This window comes from Georgenia deserti, from assembly GCF_042680605.1.
Lineage (GTDB): Bacteria > Actinomycetota > Actinomycetes > Actinomycetales > Actinomycetaceae > Allobogoriella > Allobogoriella deserti.
Map to the genome: position 1 here is coordinate 86,256 of NZ_JBHUEE010000010.1, position 20,030 is coordinate 106,285.

Genomic DNA, 20,030 nt, shown 5'->3' on the forward strand with positions numbered 1-20,030 from the left:
ATGACTACTCGTCCCCCGAGCGCCCCTCGCCGAGTCACCGCCCGGCGACGTCCCGCGTTCCGCGACTGGCTCGCGCCCGCGGGCCTGCTCCTGCTGGCGGTCATCCCGCTCGGTGGCGGGGCGGTGCGGGTGATGGAGATCGCCGCCGATCAGCCGCCCACGCCGGAGAACGCCCGCTTCCTGGCCGATCCGGTCACCATCCTGGTGCACATCGCCGCCGCCAGCCTCTACGCGGTCCTCGGCGCCCTCCAGCACGCCAGGCCCCTGCGCCGCGGGCGACGCATCCGCTGGCACCGTCGCACGGGGCTGCTGCTGGTCCCGATGGGATTCGTCGTCGCCGGCACCGGCGCCTGGATGGTCCTGGCGTACGAGATGCCGCCCCTGGACCGCGGCCTGCTGGACGTCTCGCGGATGGTGGTGAGCGTCGCCATGGCGCTGTTCCTGACTCTCGCGATCCGGGACCTGCGCCGCCACGACTACCGCGGCCACGGTGCCTGGATGACCCGCGCCTACGCCCTCGCGCTCGGGGCCGGCACCCAGGCCTTCACCCACCTGCCCTTCCCCATCCTCGGCCTCGAGGTCACCCAGCTCGGCCGGCTGCTGGCGATGGACGCCGGCTGGCTCATCAACGCGGTCGTCGCCGAGGTGGTCATCCGGCGGCGGCGCCGATGAGTAGCATCCGGGGGGTGCGCGGCGGACTGCTTGCCCTGTGGCGACGTCCGCGTGCGCCCGGCCCGCCCGGGCCGTCGTGGATCGACGCCGCCAGTGTCGCCGTGCTGGTCGCCGCCGCGGTCACCGAGGGCGTCATCCGCGGCGACGTCGATCGGCCCGTCCTGACTACCCTGGCCCACGCCGCGCCCCTCCTCGCGCTGCCGTGGCGGCGCACGCATCCGCTGACCGTCGTCGCGGTCGTCATGGCGATCGGCGCCGCCTTCGAGGTGAGCTGGCGCCTGGCGGGCGAGCCGGAACCGGTGTTCTTCGCGGCCGCCGGGCTGCTGCTGGTGCCGTACGCGCTGGTGCGCTGGGGCTCCGGTCGCGCCATCGTCCTCGGCGGCGGGCTGCTGGTGGCGGGCCAGGTGTTGAGCGCCGTCGTCCGGCAACCGCCGGTCGGCGACATCGTCGGCGGCTCCGCCGTGCTGCTCCTGCTCATTGCGGCCGGTGAGGCGGTCCGGGCCCGGGCCGCGGCGGCCGCGCGGCGGACCGAGCGCGTCCGCGCCCAGGAACGCGAGCGGATCGCCCGGGACCTGCACGACACCGTCGCGCGCCACGTCTCCGCCGTCGCGGTGCGCGCCCAGGCCGGCCGGCTCGCCGCCCGCACCGGCGCCGGCGAGACGGTCGCCGGCCACCTGGCCGTCATCGAATCCGAGGCCCGGGCCGCGCTGCGCGAGATGCGCGGCGCGGTCCAGCTCCTCCGCGGCGAGGACTCGCCCGCGGCGCCGGGGCTGACCGATGTGCGCCGGCTCGCCACCGACGGGCCGCCGGCCGTCACCGTCGCCATCGAGGTCGACGGCGATGGCGACGGCGTTCCCGGGCCGGCCGCCGCCGCGGCCGCCTACCGGATCGCCCAGGAAGCGGTCACCAACGCCCGCCGACACGCCCGCGGCGCCACCCGGATCGACGTGCGGCTGACCTGTACCGGCCGCGCACTCGACCTCGTCGTCACCGACGACGGCGCCCCGGGCCACGCCGGCCCCACCGCCCCCGGTTACGGCCTGCTCGGCATGAGCGAACGCGCCGGCCTGCTCGGCGGCACCTGCGACGCCGGACCCGCGCCCGGCGGCGGCTGGCGGGTCGCCGCCCACCTGCCCGCGCGGCAGGCGTGACATGCGCATCCTCATCGCCGACGACCAGGAGATCGTGCGCACCGGGCTGCGCACCATCTTTGAGCTCCAGGGGATCGAGGTGGTGGCCGAGGCCGGCGACGGGCGGCGGGCGGTCGACCTCGCCCGGCGGCATCGCCCCGACGTGTGCGTCCTGGACATCCGCATGCCGGTCCTGGACGGCGTCGCGGCCACCCGGCTCCTCGCCGGCCCGGACATGGCCGACCCGATGCCCGTCGTCGTCATCACGACCTTCGACCTGGACGAGCACGTCGACGACGCCCTCGCCGCCGGGGCGCGCGGCTTCCTGCTTAAGGACACCGGACCGGAGATGCTGCTGCAGGCGGTCACCGCCGCGGCCGCGGGCGATGCCCTCATCGACCCGGCCGTCACCGTCCGGTTGCTGCGGCACTTCGCCCGCGCGGCGCCGGCGGCGCCGCCGCCGGCCGAACCGCTGACCGACCGCGAGCAGGACGTGTTGCGCCTGGTCGCCGCCGGCCGCACCAACACCGAGATCTGCGACGAGCTCCACCTCGGCCTCAGTACCGTCAAGACCCACCTCGGCGCGATCATGGCGAAGACCGGGACCCGCAACCGGGTGGAGGTGGCGCGGTGGGCCTACCGCAGCGGCCACAGCAGCTGAGAGCGCCCCGGGCCCGGTGACCGGGACGTCGGCGGGTCGTGGCAGTCTTGGGCCGTGCCCCCCTCACGCCGCCGTTCCTCCGCGCCCGGCCTGACCTGGGACCGGGTCGAGCTCGCACCCGTCGTCCTGGTCCGCGGTTCGGAAGGACTGCTCGCCGACCGTGCCGTGACCCGACTCCTCGACCAGGCCCGGACCCGTGACCCCGGTGTCGAGGTGACTCGGTTCGAGGCCGCCGCCTACGAGTCGGGGCAGCTCGAGATGGTCGCCAGCCCGTCGCTGTTCGGCGAGCGGCGGTGCGTCGTCGTCGACGGCGCCGAGGCGATGTCCGAGGCGTTTCTCACCGACGGTCTGACCTACCTGCAGGCCGTCCCGGACGACGTCTGGCTGATCATCCGCCACAACGGCGGAACCCGGGGCAAGAAGTTGCTCGACGCCGTCGCCGCCGAGGGCCATCCGGTCGTCGCGTGCGACCCGATCAAGCGGGACAACGACAAGGCCGACTTCGTCCGCGCCGACTTCTCCCGCGCGCGGCGGCGTATCGAACCGGACGCCGTACAGGCCCTCGTCGAAGCCACCGGGGCGGATCTGCGCGAGCTCGCCTCGGCGACCGACCAATTGCTGTCCGACACCACCGGCACCGTCACCGCCGAGACGGTCCGGCAGTACTACGGCGGCCGGGTCGAGGCGACCGGGTTCGCCGTCGCCGACGCCGCCATCGCCGGAAACCCGGGCGAGGCGGTGGCGCTGCTGCGGCACGCCGTCGCCACCGGCACCGGGCCGGTTCCCGTCGTGGCCGCGCTGGCGCTCAAGCTGCGCACCATGGCCAAGGTCGCGGCCACCCGCGGCCGCTCCGGCGTCTCGGTCGGCGAACTCGGACTCGCGCCGTGGCAGGTCGACCGTGCGCGCCGTGAGCTCGGAAGCTGGACGCCGGAAGGGCTCGCCGACGCGATCACGGCGGTGGCGGCGGCGGACGCCGAGGTCAAGGGCCAGGGGCGCGATCCGGTGTTCGCCGTCGAACGCGCCGTGCTTCGGATCGCCGCGGCCCGCGGCCGCTGAGCTCCTGCCGGCGCGTGCTGCCGCACCGGCCGTGGACCGGTACCGATCGTTCACCGACACGTCACCGCCGCCTTCGCAGGTCGTCGCCGTCCCGCCACCTGGTCGCGCGACCGTAAGAGTGTGCGAGTCGCGGTCGTGACCGAGTCCTTCCTCCCGTCAGCGAACGGCGTCACCACCTCCGTCCTGCGGGTGCTGGATCACCTGTCTGCGCGCGGCCACGAGGCGATGGTCGTGTGCCCGGGACCGGCGCCGGCCCATTACCGCGGATTCCCGGTCCGCCAGGTGCCCTCGTTCAACTACCGGGGATTCCGCGCCGGGGTGCCCAGTCCCACGCTGGTCCGCCACTTGGAGACGTTCCGGCCCGACGTGCTGCACGCGGCGGCGCCCTTCGGTCTCGGTGCCCAAGCCCTCACCGTCGCGAGGCGGCGGCGCATCCCCACCCTCGCCGTGTTTCAGACCGACGTCGCCGGGTTCGCCCGCAAGTACGGTCTGCGCGCCACCGCACCGGGCATCTGGCGCTGGCTGCGCACGGTGCACAACCACGCGGACCTGACCCTGGCGCCCTCCAGCGCCACGCTCGCCGACTTGGCCGCCAACGGCATCACCCGCACCGCCTGGTGGGGTCGCGGCGTCGACGCCGAGACGTTCCACCCGAACCGGCGCGCCGGTCAGGCGTGCCGGAGGCTGCGCGAGTGCGTCCTGACCGGCGCCGGCCCGGATGCGATCGTCGTCGGCTATGTCGGGAGACTGGCGCCGGAGAAGCGCGTGGAACGCCTCGCCGCCCTCACCGACCCGCGCGTCCGCCTCGTGGTCGTCGGGGACGGCCCCGCCCGCACGGCACTCGAGCGCCGACTGCCGGGCGCCACGTTCCTGGGCCGGCTGGACGGTGACGACCTCGCCGACGCGTACGCGGCGCTCGACGTCTTCGTGCACACCGGCACCCACGAGACCTTCGGGCAGACCCTCCAGGAGGCGATGGCGAGCGGCGTGCCCGTCGTCGCCCCTGCGGCCGGTGGCCCGCTCGACGTGGTCGATCACGGCGAGACCGGCTACCTCTACCCGCCGGAGGACGACGGCGCCCTCGTCGCGGCGGTCCGCACGCTCACGGACGACCCCGCGCTGCGGGCGCGGGCGGGCGAGTCGGGGCGCCGTCGAGTACTGCCGCGATCGTGGACCGCGCTCGGCGACGCTCTGCTGGCGCACTACGCGGCGGTCATCGACGCGGCGGAGGAGCGTGATGCCCGCCTGGTCGGCGACATCGAGCGACACGTCGTCGGCTTCGCCCGCCAGCCTGTCGGCTGAATCCGCACGGTCCGTCAGGAACCTCGTCCTCCCACGCATGGACAGCGCGGCGTACCTCCTGCCGTCCGTGCCCCGCACATGAGACGACGACGGCGCCGCACCCGTGCGGGGTGCGGCGCCGTCGCGCAGCGGCCGTGTCGCCTCAGAGCTTGGCGACCTGCTTGGCCAGCTTGGACTTGCGGTTGGCCGCCTGGTTGCGGTGGATCACGCCCTTGCTGGCGGCCTTGTCGAGCTTGCGCCCGGTGGTCTGCAGCGCGGCCGCAGCGGCGTCCTTGTCGCCGGCGGCGACCGCAGAGCGGACGCGCCGCACGTAGGTCTTGAGCTCGGACTTCACGGCCTTGTTGCGCAGCCGACGCTTCTCGTTGGTCAGGTTGCGCTTCTTCTGGGACTTGATGTTCGCCACGTGTGGTCTTCCTTGTGCGTTCGCCGGAGCGATCTGTCAACGGTCGTCAGAGGGATATCGCCGCGACCGGGACTGGGGCGTGGGGGTACCTCGTGGTTGGCCGCCTGCCGGGCCATGCCCCGACCGAGGCGCTGACCCGAACGTCGATATTAGCAGCCGAGGGCTCCGGCCATCGAGCTGGGACGCACGTGACGGGCCTCTCATCAGCCGCGTCATGAGGCGCGCCAGGGACAAGTCGGCTCAATGTGCGTGATGCGCCGTCAGCGCATCGACGAGCTCGTGGTAGCGGTTCTCGGCGAGCGCGCCCCCCACCCGGCGGACCGCGGCGGCCTGGACCACGAGCATGCGGTCCAGCCGTGCCTCGCTGGGGCGGCCCCGGCGGTCCCACGGCCCGGCACCGACGTCGATCCAGTACCGGCCGAAACGCGCCTCGTCCGTGGCGTCCCGGTCATGGTCCTGGGACGTCATCTGCGAGACGAGCAGACCCTCCGGCAGCCGGGCGAGGACGACGGCGGGCCGGTCCTTGCCGCGTGTCGGGTCGTCCTCGTACGGAATCCAGGTCCAGACGACCTCGCCCGGGTCGGGCAACGCGTCCGGGAGCGGGCGGTACTCCAGGGGTGGCAGGCCGAGTCGATCGACGTCGTAGGTCACCACTCCTCGAGAGGCGGCAGCGCCGGGGCTTGCTGTACGCGGCGGTCCCGGCCTGGGGGAGGGACGTCCCGCGTTCCGGGCCGCCCGAACAGCCGTCCGGCCGAGGGCGCGCACAGCCCGCCTGAGCGCAGATCTCATGGCGGTGAGCATACGGTGACCGTCCCGACAGCCAGGCGGTGCCCCGGCTAGGAACGGCTCAGCCGGCCAGTAGCAGCACGGTGACGAAGGCCCCGAGCAGACCGAGCGGGATCGCCGCGAGGGTGCCGACCAGGGCGAGCACGGTGACGCGCAGATCGTCGGCCAGGTACGGCGCGTTGACGGTTCCGCCGGCGGCCACCCGCGCAGCGCGCTGTGCCGCCTCCAGGCGCGGGAGGAACCGTGCGGTCCGCACGGCCGACTCCGCGGCCGCGGCATCGAGCAAGGCCTGCTCCTGCTCCATGGTCCGGCGCCCGCCGTCGGTGGGTTCCTCACCGACCATCACCACACCGGTCGAGGTACCCGCGCCGTCGACGACCTGCATCTCGAGCCCGCGCGTGCGCCGCTGCAACCGGGCCCGCCGGACCGCCAGCACGACGACCGGCACCGCCAGCACCACCGCGAGAGCGAACGGGAGCCACCCGACCCAGGTGACGGCACCGAGGCCGAGGAGCACGCCGAGGACCGCGAACAGGGTGACCGCACCGCCGGCCCAGGCCAGCAGGAGCGCACCCGGACGGCGGGTGACCCGCACGAGCGTGGGGACAACCCGGTTGAGCATCTCCGCCGTCGCCGGCCGGGGGCTGGACATGTCAACCAGCCTCGCACGTCCCGGCGGGCCGCGGGTCCGGCTCGTCCCAGGGCGAACAGCCACGGTCGTGCCGATCCGACGGAGCTATTGCCGGCATGGGACCATGGACGGTGCCCGCAGCATCCCCGACCCCCGAAGGAAACGCGTGTCATCCGCTCCGCACCGCCGGAAGGCGGACGCCACGGCGACGGACCTCCGTCCCGCCGCGACCCCGCCCGAGCTGCTGCGCAACTTCTGCATCATCGCGCACATCGACCACGGCAAGTCGACCCTCGCGGACCGGATGCTGCAGCTGACCGGGGTCGTCGAGGCGCGTGCGATGCGCGACCAGTACCTCGACCGGATGGACATCGAGCGCGAACGCGGGATCACCATCAAGTCGCAGGCCGTGCGGATGCCATGGCGGATCGACGGCGAGCCCTACGCCCTGAACATGATCGACACGCCCGGACACGTGGACTTCTCCTACGAGGTCAACCGGTCGCTCGCGGCGTGCGAGGGCGCGATCCTCCTCGTCGACGCGGCCCAGGGCATCGAGGCCCAGACCCTGGCCAACCTCTACATGGCCATGGAGAACGACCTCGCCATCATTCCGGTGCTGAACAAGATCGACCTGCCCGCCGCCCAGCCCGAGCGGTACGCCGAGGAGCTGGCGAACCTCATCGGGGGCGAGCCGGAGGATTGCCTGCGGGTCTCCGGCAAGACCGGCGAGGGCGTGACAGAGCTCCTCGACCGGATCGTGACGGAGGTACCGGCGCCGGAGGGCGAGCCGGACGCCCCCGCCCGCGCGATGATCTTCGACTCGGTGTACGACACCTACCGCGGCGTGGTGACCTATGTCCGAGTCGTCGACGGGCGCATCAGTCCCCGCGAGCGGATCAAGATGATGTCCACCGGCGCCACCCACGAGTTGCTCGAGATCGGCGTCATCTCACCGGAACCGCGTCCTACTGACGGCCTCGGCGTGGGCGAGGTCGGCTATCTCATCACCGGCGTCAAGGACGTGCGCCAATCCAAGGTCGGTGACACGGTGACCGCTGCATCCGGTTCGGCCGACGCCGCGCTCGCCGGCTATCGCGAGCCGAAGCCCATGGTCTTCTCCGGCCTGTACCCGGTAGACGGCTCGGACTATCCGGTGCTCCGGGACGCCCTCGACAAGCTCAAGCTCAACGACGCGGCGCTGGTCTACGAGCCCGAGACCTCGGTGGCGCTCGGATTCGGGTTCCGCTGCGGCTTCCTCGGGCTGCTCCACCTGGAGATCGTGCGCGAGCGTCTGGAGCGCGAATTCGACCTCGCGCTGATCTCCACCGCACCCAACGTGTCGTACGAGATCACGGTGGAGGACGGGACCACGTCCCGCGTGACCAACCCCAGCGAGTTCCCCGAGGGGAAGATCGCCACGATCCGCGAGCCCGTCGTGCGGGCCACCGTGCTGGCGCCCAGCGAGTACGTGGGCGCGATCATGGAGCTGTGCCAGGGTCGGCGCGGCAACCTCCAGGGTATGGACTATCTGTCCGAGTCCCGGGTGGAACTGCGCTACATCCTCCCGCTGCAGGAGATCGTCGGTGACTTCTACGACCAGCTGAAATCCAAGACGCGGGGATACGCGTCGCTGGACTACGAGCCGGACGGCGAGCAGGAGGCCGACCTGGTGAAGGTGGACATTCTGCTCAACCACGAGCAGGTCGATGCGTTCTCGGCCATCGTGCACAAAGACAAGGCGTACTCCTACGGGGTCTCGATGGCCGGCAAGCTCAAGGAGCTCATCCCACGGCAGCAGTTCGAGGTGCCCATTCAGGCGGCGATCGGGTCGCGAGTCATCGCCCGCGAGAACATCCGCGCCCTGCGCAAGGACATGCTTGCCAAGTGCTACGGCGGTGACATCACACGCAAGCGCAAGCTGCTGGAGAAGCAGAAGGAAGGCAAGAAGAAGATGAAGAACGTCGGTCGCGTGGAGGTGCCGCAGGAGGCGTTCGTCGCCGCCCTGACGTCCGACGCGCCGACAGGAAAGAGCAAGTGACGCCGGCCGGAACCTCCTCGCCCGTCGTCACTCACGTGTGCCGGGTGGGGGACCTGCACGGCGACGCCGGTGCCGTCGGCGTGACTGCCATCGACAAGCGTCCGGTGACCGAGCCGGTCCGGGTCGGCCGGTTCGGACTGCGGGGCGACGTCCAGGCCGACCGCGCGAACCACGGCGGTCCGGACAAGGCCGTGTACGTCTACGACGCCGCCGAGGCAGCCCGGTGGTCCGCCGACCTCGGCGAAGAGATCGGACCGGGACGGTTCGGGGAGAACCTGCGCACCGCCGGCCTGGCGGTGGACGACGCCGTCATCGGCGAACGTTGGCGCATCGGTGCAGAGCTGGAGCTCGAGGTCACCGGTCCGCGCACCCCGTGCGCCACATTCGGGCGCTGGCTCGGCCAGGACCGGTGGGTACGCCGTTTCACCGAGCGTGGTCGAACCGGCGCCTACCTGCGCGTCATCACACCCGGGCACGTGCGGGCGGGGGATACCGTCGTCGTCACCGACCGGCCCGACCACGGCGTCACCGTCTCCGGATGGTTCACCGAGCGGACACCGGACCTGGCGCGCGCCTTGCTGGACGCCGAGCAAGGGAACGGCTGGACCATGGCCGAGTACCTACGCGACCACGTGACCCGCGCCGCGCAGCGCTGATGCCGGCGCTGCCCGAAGGAGAGACCCCGCCCGGGGACGGGGCGCTGCCCGTCTCCGCGGCAGAGGGCGCGGCGGAGCGAGCGTTCTCCGTCTACCTGCACGTCCCGTTCTGTCGCGTGCGGTGCGGCTACTGCGACTTCAACACCTACGTCAGCTCCGAGCTCGGAGGGGGCGCCAGCGCCGAGCACTACGCCGAGACCATCCGCCGCGAGGTGGATCTCGCCGCGGGCGTGCTCGCCGCTCCGGAGCTGGTTGACGCCGGTATGCCGCGGCGGTCCGTCGCCACCGTCTTCGTCGGCGGCGGGACCCCGACGATGCTCCCGCCGGCGGACCTGAGCGCCATGCTCGGCGCGGTCCGCGACACCTGGGGGCTGGCCGACGGGGCCGAGGTGACGACCGAGGCCAACCCGGACTCGGTCGATGCGGATGATCTGCAGGCGTTGGCCGCCGCTGGATTCACCCGCGTCTCGTTCGGCATGCAGTCCGCGGTGCCGTCGGTCCTGGCCACGTTGGACCGCACACACGACCCGGCAAAGCTCCCGGTGGTGGTGCGAGCCGCCCGCGAGACGGGCCTCGAGGTCTCCGTCGACCTCATCTACGGCACGCCCGGCGAGTCGGTGGACGACTGGCGCGCCAGCCTCGAGGCGGCAGTGGCCATGGAACCTGACCACATCTCGGCGTACGCATTGGTGGTGGAACCGGGTACGAAGATGGCGGCCCAGGTCCGCCGCGGTGAGCTGCCGCCACCTGATGACGACGACGCCGCCCGCAAGTACGAACTCGCCGACGAGGTGCTCACCGCCGCCGGCTACCGGTGGTACGAGGTCTCGAACTTCGCACGCGTCTCGGCCACCGACGCGGGCGCCGACGGCCCGGGCCGTCGGCTGCGTCACGCCTCTCGGCACAACCTGGCGTATTGGCGCGGCCAGGACTGGTGGGGCTTCGGTCCGGGTGCGCACAGCCACGTCGGCGGGGTGCGGTGGTGGAACCTCAAGCACCCCCGCGCCTACGCGCACAAGCTCGACCACGGACTCAGCCCTGCCGCCGGACGCGAGATCCTCGATCAGGACACCCGAGAGCTGGAACGGATCATGCTCGGCGTGCGCATCGCCGAGGGACTTGACCTGCGCAGCGACCTGGCGGACAGCGGCTGGGTGCGTCGCGGCCGGGTACTTGAGGAACTCGTGAGCGAAGGGCTCGTCGATGCCGAGTACGCGCGCGCCGGACGAGTGGTCCTCACGCTCCGGGGACGCCTGCTGGCGGACGCCGTCGTACGCGCCCTGACCTGACCTCCTGCCGGGGAGTGTGGGAGCCGGTACCTTGTGGCCGTCGAGCCCGACGAAGGAGCCCATGAGATGACCCAACGGCCGAACGACGACTCGCGTGACCAACCTCCGCGTGAGCCGGACGGACCACCGCCCGAGGGCGGTGCCGAGCCGCCGCGGTACGGCCCGAGCGCGAGTTACGGGCAGAGCGGGTACGGCGCGCCCGGGTACGGCCAGGGGCCGACCGGCACCGGCGACGACCGCGGCGAGTTCGGCGACCCGGATGGATACGCCGGCGCCTCGCGTCCGGGCCGGGACGCGCCCGGGTGGGGCGACACCCGGCCGTCGGGCACGCCGTCGGTCTCCATCGGTGACGCCTACCGGTTCGCCTGGGACGGATTCAAAGCCAACCCGGCCATCTGGATCGTCGGGATCGTCGTGATCGCGGTGGTGGGCTGGATCGGCGACGAGATCGTCGCGAGCGTCCGTGGACCCGCCGAGTCCTCCGTGACGGACACGCTCATCCCGGGGTGGGCCGGCCCCACCGCGTGGGCGGTGGGCGTGGTGTTCGACATCATCAACTGGGTTCTCGGTGCCGCCCTCGTCTGTGCCGCCCTGCGGACGACCGACGGGTATCACGTCCGGTTCGGCGACCTTCCGAGGATCCCCAACCTGCTGCACGCCATCCTCGCCGCCGTGATCATGTCGGTCCTGACGAGCATCGGGTTGATCCTGCTCATCATCCCCGGCCTTGTGGTCGCCGTGCTCGGGATGTTCTACCTGCACGTCGCCATCGACGAGCGGGCGAACGCGATCGACGCGATCGTCGGCAGTTTTCGCATTGTGGTCCGTGGGCCGGGCGCGTCCTTGTTGCTGCTGCTCACCGCCATCGGGATGGCCATCGTGGGTGCGCTGGCCCTGCTCGTCGGCCTCCTGGTCACGCTCCCGCTGGTGATCCTCGCCTCGGCGTACGTCTACCGCGGACTGACGTCCGGGGTGATCAACCAGCCCGGCAGCGCGGGCGTGCTGCCCTGAGCCGCGTCAGCGTTCCGGGACGGCCGTGACGAAGTCGATCAGCTCCTCCATCCGGCCCAGGAGCGCCGGGGAGAGGTCCTTGTAACTGCGCACCGTGCCAAGGATCCGTTTCCAGCCTCGCGCCACGTCCCCCTGGTCGGCGTGCGGCCAGCCGAGGGCGGCGAGCGTGCCGTACTTGATGTCCGTTCCGCGCGGGATGTCCGGCCAGGCTCGCAGGCCGAGCCGGTCCGGGCGCACCGCCTGCCAGACGTCCACGTAGGGGTGCCCCAGCACCAGCACATCCTCACCACCGGGGCGGCGACGGACACGGTCGGCGATGCGTTGCTCCTTCGAGCCGGGCACGAGGTGGTCCACCAGGACTCCGGCCCGGCGGTCCGGCGACGGCGCAAAGTCCTGCAGGACCGCCTCCAGGTGATCGACGCCGTCGAGCATCTCGACGACCACACCCTCGACCCGGAGGTCATCACCCCAGACCTTCTCCACGAGCTCGGCGTCGTGCCGTCCCTCGACCCAGATCCGGGAGGCCCGTGCCACGCGTGCCCGCTTCTGCTCGACAGCCACCGAGCCGGACGCGGTCAACCGGCGGCCGCCGGCGGTGCGGGGACCTGACTCGGGGCGAGGCCGTGCGGGAGCGGTGAGCGTGACCGGCTTGCCGTCGATCCAGAAGCCGGCGCCGAGCGGGAACGATCGCCGCGCGCCATGACGGTCCTCGAGCACGACGAGCTGCATTCCGCCGGACTTCTCCACCCGCACCACGGCGCCGACCCATCCGGAGGCCACCTCTTCGACGACCAGCCCGGGCTCCGCGGCCGCCGTCGTGGACCGGGGACGGTGGGCGTACGCCCCGGAGCGGTGCGGATCGGAAGACAGCACGTCGGCGCCGTAGCGATCAGGGGGAGTCACGTCCCGCAGGCTAAACGAGGTCGACGAGCGTGCAGCGTAGGCAGGTCGGTGGTGTCGGTTTCAGGTGGGGGAGCGCCAGGGCGAGGAGACCGACCATCGGGCACGAGGTCGACGAGCGTGCAGCGTAGGCAGGTCGGTGGTGTCGGTTTCAGGTGGGGGAGCGCCAGGGCGAGGAGACCGACCATCGGGCATGAGGTCGACGAGCGTGCAGCGTAGGTAGGTCGGTGGTGTCGGTTTCCAGTGGGGGAGCGGAGGGGGCGCGGCACGGCCGGCGGATGGGCGAGTAGAATTAGCACTCTGAGTGCGTGAGTGCTGACATGGTGTGCCGGAACCGCAGCCGGGAGGAGGAGCGATGAGCGACGACCGCCGACTCGACGTGCTGCGCGCGATCGTGCAGGACTACGTCGCCACGCGGGAGCCTGTCGGGTCGAAGATCCTCGTCGAGCGGCACAGCCTCGGCGTGTCGCCGGCGACCATCCGTAACGACATGGCCGTTCTTGAGGAGAACGGCCTCATCGCGCAACCGCACACGTCGGCCGGCCGGGTCCCCACGGACAAGGGTTACCGCCTGTTCGTTGATCGGATCGACAGTGTCAAGCCGCTCTCAGCAGCGGAACGTCGCGCCATCCAGGGTCTGCTGGACGAGGCGGTGGACCTCGACGACGTCGTGGAGCGGACCGTCCGCCTGCTGGCGCAGCTCACCCACCAGGTCGCTGTCGTCCAGTACCCGTCGCTGAAGCGGTTGAGCCTGCGGCACCTCGAACTGGTGCCGTTGACGCCGCACCGTCTCCTCGTGGTGATCATCACGGATACCGGCCGGGTCGAGCAGCGCACGGTGGAGACGGCCCCCGACCGGGAGCTCGACGACCAGGTGCTCGCCGAGCTGCGCGCCCGCCTCAACGTCATCAGCGCCGGCCGCCGGCCCGAGGTCATCACGCCGGAATTGGACGCCCTGCCCGAGCAGTTCGCCCCGGAGCAGCGCCCACTTGTCGAGGCCGTGGCCCGCCAGCTCCAGGACACGCTGCGGATGGACGCCGAGGAGCGGATCGTCATGGCGGGCACGGCGAACCTCGCGCGGGCGGACGTCGACTTCTCCCGGACGATCACCCCGGTGCTCGAGGCTCTCGAGGAACAAGTCGTCCTGCTCAAGTTGTTCTCCGAGATGTCGCAGGACGCCCTGGCGGTGCGCATCGGCTCGGAGAACGAGGACGAGGCACTGTCTGAGGCGTCCATTGTCACGAGCCTCTACGGTGGGGAGGATCCTTCCGAGGGCGTCGGCCGGCTCGGCGTCCTGGGACCCACCCGGATGGACTACCCCGGAACCATGGCGGCGGTGCGTGCCGTGGCCCGGTACCTCTCCCGGATCCTGGCCGGATGATCCGGCCGGGATCCCCACGCGCCTGCACCACGTGAGCACAGACCCCAGCAGAGAGTGACCCGGTGAACGACTACTACGAGATCCTCGGCGTGTCCCGCCAGGCGAGCGCGGAGGAGATCAAGAAGGCCTACCGCAAGCTCGCACGTACCCACCACCCCGACGTCGCGGGTCCGGAAGCGGCCGAGAAGTTCAAGGAGATCGGGCGGGCCTACGAGGTGCTGTCCAACCCGGAGAAGCGCCAGCTCTACGACATGGGCGGCGAGGCTGCGGTCAACGGCCAGGCCGGGGGCGCCGGCGCCGGCGGATTCGGCGGCGGCTTCGGGGGTTTCAACGACATCTTCGAGACGTTCTTCGGTGCCGGGGCCGGCGGCGCGAGCAGAGGCCCCGTCCCGCGCGCACGCAGGGGGCAGGACGCGCTGCTGCGGCTGGACATCGACCTGGCGGACGCCGTGTTCGGCTCCACCAAGGAGGTGCAGGTCGACAGCGCCGTGGTCTGCCCCACCTGCCAGGGCACCTGCTGCCGCCCCGGAACGTCCCCACGCACCTGCGAGGTCTGCCACGGCCGCGGCTCGGTGCAGCGGGTCACCCGGTCCTTCCTCGGGCAGGTCATGGCCACGACGACGTGCTCGGCGTGCCAGGGGCACGGCACGGTCATCCCGGAGCCGTGCCAGGACTGCGCGGGCGAGGGCCGCGTCCGGACTCGCCAGACCCTGACCATCGAGGTTCCTGCAGGCGTCGAGACCGGCACCCGGATCCGGATGAGCGGGCAGGGCGAGGTCGGTCCTGGGGGCGGACCTGCAGGCGACCTGTACGTCGAGATCCACGAGCGCGAGCACCCCGTGTTCGTCCGGCGCGGGGACGACCTGCACTGCACCCTGCCGGTCCCGATGACCGCCGCCGCGCTGGGCACCATGACGACCCTGGACACCCTCGACGGCGAGCAGGAGATCGACATCGCCCCGGGGACGCAACCGGAACAGGTGTACACCCTCCGCGGACTCGGCGTCGGCCATCTGCAGCGCCCTGGACGCGGCGACCTACACGTCCACGTCGAGGTTCAGGTGCCCACGCGTCTCGACGATCGGCAGCGTGAACTGCTCGGCGAACTGGCCGAACTGCGCGGCGAGGAGCGGCCCGAGCCGCGGCTGGCCGCGACCGGCTCGGGGATGTTCTCGCGCCTGCGCGAGAAGTTCGCCGGTCACTGAGCGGACCAGGCCCGCACATCCGGCTGAATCCGGCACATCCGATGACCCGCCCCGTCTTCCTGGCCACCGCCGGTGAGCTCGATCCCGCAGCGCCCGGCGGCACGGTGGTCCTCGGCGGGGACGAGGGCCGCCACGCCGCCACCGTTCGCCGCATCCGTACCGGCGAAGAGATCGATCTCGTCGACGGCGCCGGCCTGCGTGTGACCGGCACCGTCGCCGACGTGAGCCGTGACCGTCTCACGGTCACGGTGTCCGCGGTCGCGACCGACGAGTCGCCGGCGGTCCGGCTGGTGCTCGTCCAGGCCCTCGCGAAGGGGGGACGGGACGAGCAGGCGGTCGAGGCGGCCACTGAACTCGGCGTTGACGCGATCGTCCCGTGGCAGGCCGCCAGGTCGGTCTCGCTCTGGCGCGGCGCGAAGGCCGAGAAGGGACGCATCCGGTGGCAGGCGATCGCTGCCTCGGCGGCCAAGCAGTCACGGCGCGCCCGCGTGCCGACCGTGCACGAGGCGACCGGGGACCTGACCGCTGTCGTCACCGCCATGCTCGCCGGGGGCGGGACGGTGCTCGTCCTGCACGAGGAGGCCGCCGAGTCACTCACGGCGGCCCTGCTGCCGGAGGCGGGCGAGGTCGCCGTCGTCGTCGGCCCGGAAGGCGGGATCACCGACGTCGAACTCGCCGCGTTGCAGCAGGCGGGTGCCCGGGCGGTGCTCGCCGGACCGCACGTGCTGCGCACCTCGACCGCAGGCCCTGCTGCGCTGGCCGTCCTCGCCTCCCGGCTGGGCCGGTGGGACTGATCGGGCGCGGAAAACGGTCCGACCCGATCCGGCCCGTGCCGATATCCTGATGACGCGCCGCACACCGCGGCGCAGACCCGAAACAAGGGAGAACAGGGCGCACCCGCCCGCCACCATGTCGCAGCACCCCGCATCGGACGCCGACGCCGGCGGACTCCCCGCCGGCCACGTCCTGCGCCAGGTCACCATCCCGGAGAACGTCCCGATGGTCGTCCTCCTCGGCCAGCGCGACGAGGCGTTGCGCGCCGTCGAACGCGGATTCCCGTCCGTCGATGTGCACGTGCGCGGCAATGTCGTCGCCCTCACCGGCCCGGCCGGGGAGGTGGAGGTCGCCGAACGGCTTGTCGAGGAGCTCGTCTCGGTGGCGCGCACCGGACAGCCGCTCAGCGCCGACGCCGTCGACCGTGCCGTCTCCATGCTGCGGGACGCCGCGCCGGAACGGCCCACGGATGTGTTCACCACCGACATCCTCTCCGCGCGAGGCCGCACCATCCGCCCGAAGACGCTCGGGCAGAAGCGCTACGTCGACGCCATCGAGGACTCGACCATCACGTTCGGCATCGGGCCGGCCGGTACGGGCAAGACGTACCTGGCGATGGCCAAGGCGGTCGGCGCCCTGCAGGCGCGCCAGATCCGCCGGCTCATCCTCACCCGTCCGGCCGTCGAGGCCGGCGAACGCCTGGGCTACTTGCCCGGCACACTGACGGACAAGATCGACCCGTACCTGCGCCCGCTCTACGACGCGCTCCACGACATGCTGGAGCCGGAGTCGATCCCGAAGCTCATGGCTGCAGGGACCATCGAGGTGGCGCCCCTGGCCTACATGCGTGGGCGGACACTGAACGACTCCTTCATCATCCTCGACGAGGCCCAGAACACCTCGCCCGAGCAGATGAAGATGTTCCTCACCCGGCTCGGCTTCGACTCGAAGGTCGTGGTCACCGGGGACGTCACCCAGGTCGACCTGCCTGCCGGCACCCGCTCCGGGCTGCGGGTGGTCCAGGAGATCCTCGAGGGGATCGACGACGTGACGTTCTGCCGGCTCACCAGCGCCGACGTCGTCCGGCACCGGCTCGTCGGGGACATCATCGACGCGTATGAGCGGTGGGACGCGACGCAGACGACCACGGCGGCCGGCGGGCAGCGCGGCAGGAACCAGCACCGACGCCCGACCCGCAGCTGAGAGGGCGGAGATGACGACCGAGGTCACCAACGAATCCGGTTACGCCGTCGACGGTGAAGAGTTCGCGGCGCTCGCCCGTTACGTGCTCGACGAGATGCACGTCCATCCGCAGGCTGAGTTGTCGATCCTCTTCGTCACCAGCGACGTCATGGCCGAGCTGCACGAGCGGTGGATGGACGAGCCGGGCCCCACCGACGTGCTCTCCTTCCCGATGGACGAGCTGCGGCCAGGCCGAGCGGGGGAGGAGCCCGTCGAAGGCACGCTCGGCGACATCGTGCTGTGCCCCGAGGTGGCCGCGGCCCAGGCGAAGAAGGCGGGACACTCGACCGTCGAGGAGCTGCTGCTGCTGACCACCCACGGCATCCTCCACCTGCTTGGCTACGACCACGCCGAACCAGAGGAGGAGAAGGAGATGTTCGCACTGCAGCGTCAGCTGCTCCTCACCTTCCTGGCCGGACGGTGACGCGCTCTCGATGAACGGTGAGATCCCCGAATGGGGTCTGCTCACGCTCACCCTGCTCGGTCTGCTGGTCGGTGCGACGTTGAGTGCGGCGGAGGCCGCGCTCGAGCGCATCACCCGAGCCGCTGCCGCCGAGATGCGGCCCGAGTCACGCGCCCAGGCGGTCGAAATGCTGCTGGACCGCCGGGAGGACGCCCTCGGCGTGGTGGCCTTCGTGCGGGTGCTCGCGGAGATGACGGCGGCCGTCTGCCTCACGCTCGCGGTCGCGGACCTGCTGCACGTGTGGTGGCAGATCCTGCTGGTCGCGGTCGCCGTGACGGCCCTGCTGCTCGCCGTCGTGGTATGGCTCTCGCCGCGCCGGTTCGGCCAACGGCACCCGTCCGGGGTGCTCGGCGTGCTGCATCCGGTTCTGTCCGTGTTCGCCTCCGTCGGTGCCTCCCTCGCCCGGGCCTGGGCTCGAGTGTGGCCACGGTCGAGCCGCACGGACCTGGAGGCGCGCGAGGAGCGCGAGGACGATCTGCGCGACATGGTCGACCGGGTGAGCGAGTCCGAGGAGATCGAGGAGGACGAGCGCGAACTCCTCCAGTCGGTCTTCCGGCTCGGGCAGACCCGCACCCGCGAGGTGATGGTGCCCCGCACGGACATGGTCACGATCGACGCCGACGAGTCGCTGTCGCGGGCCATGCGGCTGTTCACCAAGTCGGGTTACTCGCGCGTCCCGGTGGTCGGCGAGTCCACCGACGACCTGCTGGGTGTGCTGTACCTCAAGGACATTCTGGGCCGGCTGCACCGTTCGGAACGGGCGGACGGACTGACTGCCCGGGACGTCATGCGCGAGCCGACGTTCGTGCCGGAGACCAAACCGGTCGACGACCTCCTGCGGGAGATGCAGGCCGGCAGCGTGCACATCGCCGTCGTCGTCGACGAGTACGGCGGCATCGCGGGGCTGGTGACCATCGAGGACCTACTCGAGGAACTCGTGGGTGAGATGGTCGACGAGCACGACGTCGGTGAGCTCGAGGTGGAGGAGGTCGGTGAGGGGAGATACCGGGTCCCCGCGCGGATGCCGGCGGACGAGGTGGGCGAGCTGTTCGGCCTCGAGATCAGCGACGACGACGTCGACTCGGTCGGCGGGTTGCTCGCCAAGACCTTGGGCAAGGTGCCGTTGGCCGGCGCGCAGGCGGATGTGCTCGGGTTGCATTTGGTCGCCGAGCGGGTCGAGGGACGCCGTCGTCGCGTCTCGACACTGCTGGTCTCGCGCGCGGCGGTCACGCAGGACAATGGCGAGGCATGAGGATGTGGGCATGAGATTCCCGGACGAGAGCGAGCTGCCGGCGGACGCCGACGCGCTCGCCGGACTGGTGCCCGCGTCGGGTTGGCCGGAAGGGTTCCGATCCGGATTCGCGTGCGTCGTCGGCCGTCCGAACGCCGGCAAGTCCACCCTGACCAACGCGCTGGTGGGGGAGAAGGTCGCGATCACCTCCGGGCGTCCCCAGACCACCCGCCACACGGTGCGTGGCATCGTGCACCGTGAGGACGGTCAGCTCGTCCTGGTCGATACGCCCGGCCTGCACCGGCCGCGCACGCTGCTGGGACAACGCCTCAACGACCTGGTCGCCGAGACGCTGGCCGAGGTGGACGTCATCGTCTTCTGCCTGCCGGCCGACCAGAAGATCGGGCCCGGCGACCGGCACATCGCCCGTGATCTCGCCGACCAGCGCACTCCGCTCGTGGCCGTCGCCACCAAGGCGGACGCCGTGCCGCGCGAACGCCTTGCCGAACACCTTCTGGCGGTCGACCGCCTGGGGCGGGAGCACCGGGAGTTCGCCGACATCGTGCCGGTCTCGGCCATCACCGGTGAGCAGATCGACGTGCTCACCGACGTCCTGCTCGCCCACCTGCCGGCCGGCCCGCCGCTGTACCCGGCCGGAGAGCTGACCGACGAGCCCGAGCAGGTGATGATCGCCGAGCTCGTACGTGAGGCGGCGCTTGAGGGAGTGCGGGACGAGCTGCCGCACTCTCTGGCGGTCCTCGTCGACGAGGTGATCGAACGCCCTCGCGCCGAGGATGATCCCCGTCCGCCCATGTTGGACGTCCACGTGAGCATCTACGTTGAACGGTCATCGCAGAAGGCCATCGTCATCGGGCGCGGTGGGGAGCGGCTGCGTGCGGTGGGCACGCGGGCCCGCAAGGGCATCGAGGCCCTCCTCGGTACCCGGGTCTACCTGGACCTCCACGTGCGCGTGGCCAAGGACTGGCAGCGCGACCCCAAGCTCCTCGGCCGACTCGGCTTCTGACGAAAGCGCAGTGGAGGGTGGGCGTGAGGAACGAGCGTCCCGCCCGGAACGGAGCTGAGGAGGAGCCGGATAGAACTCGGCTTCTGACGAAAGCGCAGTGGAGGGTGGGCGTGAGGAACGAGCGTCCCGCCCGGAACGGAGCTGAGGAGGAGCCGGATAGAACTCGGCTTCT

General features: G+C 71.7%; 20 protein-coding genes. 16 read left to right on the top strand and 4 right to left on the bottom strand.

Features of this window, described 5'->3' with window-relative positions; translation table 11 throughout:
• The 5 genes from ACFSE6_RS16730 (at position 1) to ACFSE6_RS16750 (ending at position 4,821) form a co-directional block, all read left to right on the top strand.
• Positions 1-672, top strand: coding sequence for a DUF2306 domain-containing protein (locus ACFSE6_RS16730; protein ID WP_388009897.1), 672 nt, complete (start codon positions 1-3; stop codon positions 670-672).
• Positions 669-1,823 (top strand): sensor histidine kinase, encoded by a 1,155-nt coding sequence (locus ACFSE6_RS16735; protein ID WP_388009900.1) that lies wholly within the window; start codon positions 669-671, stop codon positions 1,821-1,823. The genes ACFSE6_RS16730 and ACFSE6_RS16735 overlap by 4 nt, the downstream gene beginning before the upstream one ends.
• A gap of 1 nt (position 1,824) precedes the next feature.
• Positions 1,825-2,463, top strand: coding sequence for a response regulator transcription factor (locus ACFSE6_RS16740; RefSeq protein ID WP_388009903.1), 639 nt, complete (start codon positions 1,825-1,827; stop codon positions 2,461-2,463).
• A gap of 54 nt (positions 2,464-2,517) precedes the next feature.
• On the top strand, positions 2,518-3,519 hold the full coding sequence (gene holA / locus ACFSE6_RS16745; protein ID WP_388009906.1) for a DNA polymerase III subunit delta: 1,002 nt from the start codon (positions 2,518-2,520) through the stop codon (positions 3,517-3,519).
• 120 nt (positions 3,520-3,639) lie between these two features.
• Complete coding sequence (locus ACFSE6_RS16750) at positions 3,640-4,821, top strand: glycosyltransferase family 4 protein (protein WP_388009909.1); 1,182 nt, start codon at positions 3,640-3,642, stop codon at positions 4,819-4,821.
• Between the two features lie 142 nt (positions 4,822-4,963).
• On the opposite strand, the gene rpsT is transcribed toward ACFSE6_RS16750, so the two are convergent.
• The 3 genes from rpsT to ACFSE6_RS16765 form a co-directional block, all read right to left on the bottom strand.
• Positions 4,964-5,224, bottom strand: coding sequence for a 30S ribosomal protein S20 (gene rpsT, locus ACFSE6_RS16755; protein ID WP_388009912.1), 261 nt, complete (start codon positions 5,222-5,224; stop codon positions 4,964-4,966).
• Between the two features lie 240 nt (positions 5,225-5,464).
• Positions 5,465-5,875: a type II toxin-antitoxin system PemK/MazF family toxin gene (locus ACFSE6_RS16760; protein ID WP_388009915.1), complete on the bottom strand. Its 411-nt coding sequence runs from the start codon at positions 5,873-5,875 to the stop codon at positions 5,465-5,467.
• Between the two features lie 196 nt (positions 5,876-6,071).
• The gene (locus ACFSE6_RS16765; RefSeq protein ID WP_388009918.1) at positions 6,072-6,662 is read right to left on the bottom strand and encodes a hypothetical protein; all 591 of its coding nucleotides are present in this window, start codon (positions 6,660-6,662) and stop codon (positions 6,072-6,074) included.
• Between the two features lie 145 nt (positions 6,663-6,807).
• Between ACFSE6_RS16765 and lepA the strand changes: the two genes are divergently transcribed.
• From lepA to ACFSE6_RS16785, 4 genes are all read left to right on the top strand, one after another.
• A complete protein-coding gene (gene lepA, locus ACFSE6_RS16770; protein ID WP_388009921.1) occupies positions 6,808-8,682 on the top strand; it encodes a translation elongation factor 4 in 1,875 nt (624 codons plus the stop codon).
• Positions 8,679-9,338 (top strand): MOSC domain-containing protein, encoded by a 660-nt coding sequence (locus ACFSE6_RS16775; protein WP_388009924.1) that lies wholly within the window; start codon positions 8,679-8,681, stop codon positions 9,336-9,338. The genes lepA and ACFSE6_RS16775 overlap by 4 nt, the downstream gene beginning before the upstream one ends.
• The gene (gene hemW / locus ACFSE6_RS16780; protein WP_388009927.1) at positions 9,338-10,627 is read left to right on the top strand and encodes a radical SAM family heme chaperone HemW; all 1,290 of its coding nucleotides are present in this window, start codon (positions 9,338-9,340) and stop codon (positions 10,625-10,627) included. The genes ACFSE6_RS16775 and hemW overlap by 1 nt, the downstream gene beginning before the upstream one ends.
• A gap of 66 nt (positions 10,628-10,693) precedes the next feature.
• The gene (locus ACFSE6_RS16785; protein WP_388009930.1) at positions 10,694-11,638 is read left to right on the top strand and encodes a hypothetical protein; all 945 of its coding nucleotides are present in this window, start codon (positions 10,694-10,696) and stop codon (positions 11,636-11,638) included.
• A 6-nt stretch (positions 11,639-11,644) separates the two neighbouring features.
• Here ACFSE6_RS16785 and ACFSE6_RS16790 read toward each other — a convergent pair whose 3' ends face one another.
• On the bottom strand, positions 11,645-12,541 hold the full coding sequence (locus tag ACFSE6_RS16790; RefSeq protein ID WP_465254179.1) for a DUF3097 domain-containing protein: 897 nt from the start codon (positions 12,539-12,541) through the stop codon (positions 11,645-11,647).
• A 352-nt stretch (positions 12,542-12,893) separates the two neighbouring features.
• Between ACFSE6_RS16790 and hrcA the strand changes: the two genes are divergently transcribed.
• From hrcA to era, 7 genes are all read left to right on the top strand, one after another.
• Entirely contained in the window at positions 12,894-13,919 is a 1,026-nt protein-coding gene (hrcA, locus tag ACFSE6_RS16795; RefSeq protein WP_388009933.1) for a heat-inducible transcriptional repressor HrcA, read from the top strand.
• 62 nt (positions 13,920-13,981) lie between these two features.
• Positions 13,982-15,124 carry a molecular chaperone DnaJ gene (gene dnaJ, locus ACFSE6_RS16800; protein WP_388009936.1) on the top strand — a complete coding sequence of 381 codons (1,143 nt, stop codon included), beginning with the start codon at positions 13,982-13,984 and terminating at the stop codon, positions 15,122-15,124.
• 41 nt (positions 15,125-15,165) lie between these two features.
• On the top strand, positions 15,166-15,918 hold the full coding sequence (locus ACFSE6_RS16805) for a 16S rRNA (uracil(1498)-N(3))-methyltransferase (RefSeq protein WP_388009939.1): 753 nt from the start codon (positions 15,166-15,168) through the stop codon (positions 15,916-15,918).
• Between the two features lie 115 nt (positions 15,919-16,033).
• Positions 16,034-17,101 (top strand): PhoH family protein, encoded by a 1,068-nt coding sequence (locus tag ACFSE6_RS16810; protein ID WP_388009942.1) that lies wholly within the window; start codon positions 16,034-16,036, stop codon positions 17,099-17,101.
• A gap of 10 nt (positions 17,102-17,111) precedes the next feature.
• On the top strand, positions 17,112-17,564 hold the full coding sequence (gene ybeY, locus ACFSE6_RS16815; protein WP_388009945.1) for an rRNA maturation RNase YbeY: 453 nt from the start codon (positions 17,112-17,114) through the stop codon (positions 17,562-17,564).
• Between the two features lie 10 nt (positions 17,565-17,574).
• Complete coding sequence (locus tag ACFSE6_RS16820) at positions 17,575-18,855, top strand: hemolysin family protein (protein ID WP_388009948.1); 1,281 nt, start codon at positions 17,575-17,577, stop codon at positions 18,853-18,855.
• A 10-nt stretch (positions 18,856-18,865) separates the two neighbouring features.
• A complete protein-coding gene (gene era, locus ACFSE6_RS16825) occupies positions 18,866-19,858 on the top strand; it encodes a GTPase Era (RefSeq protein WP_388009951.1) in 993 nt (330 codons plus the stop codon).
• Positions 19,859-20,030: the final 172 nt, after the last annotated feature.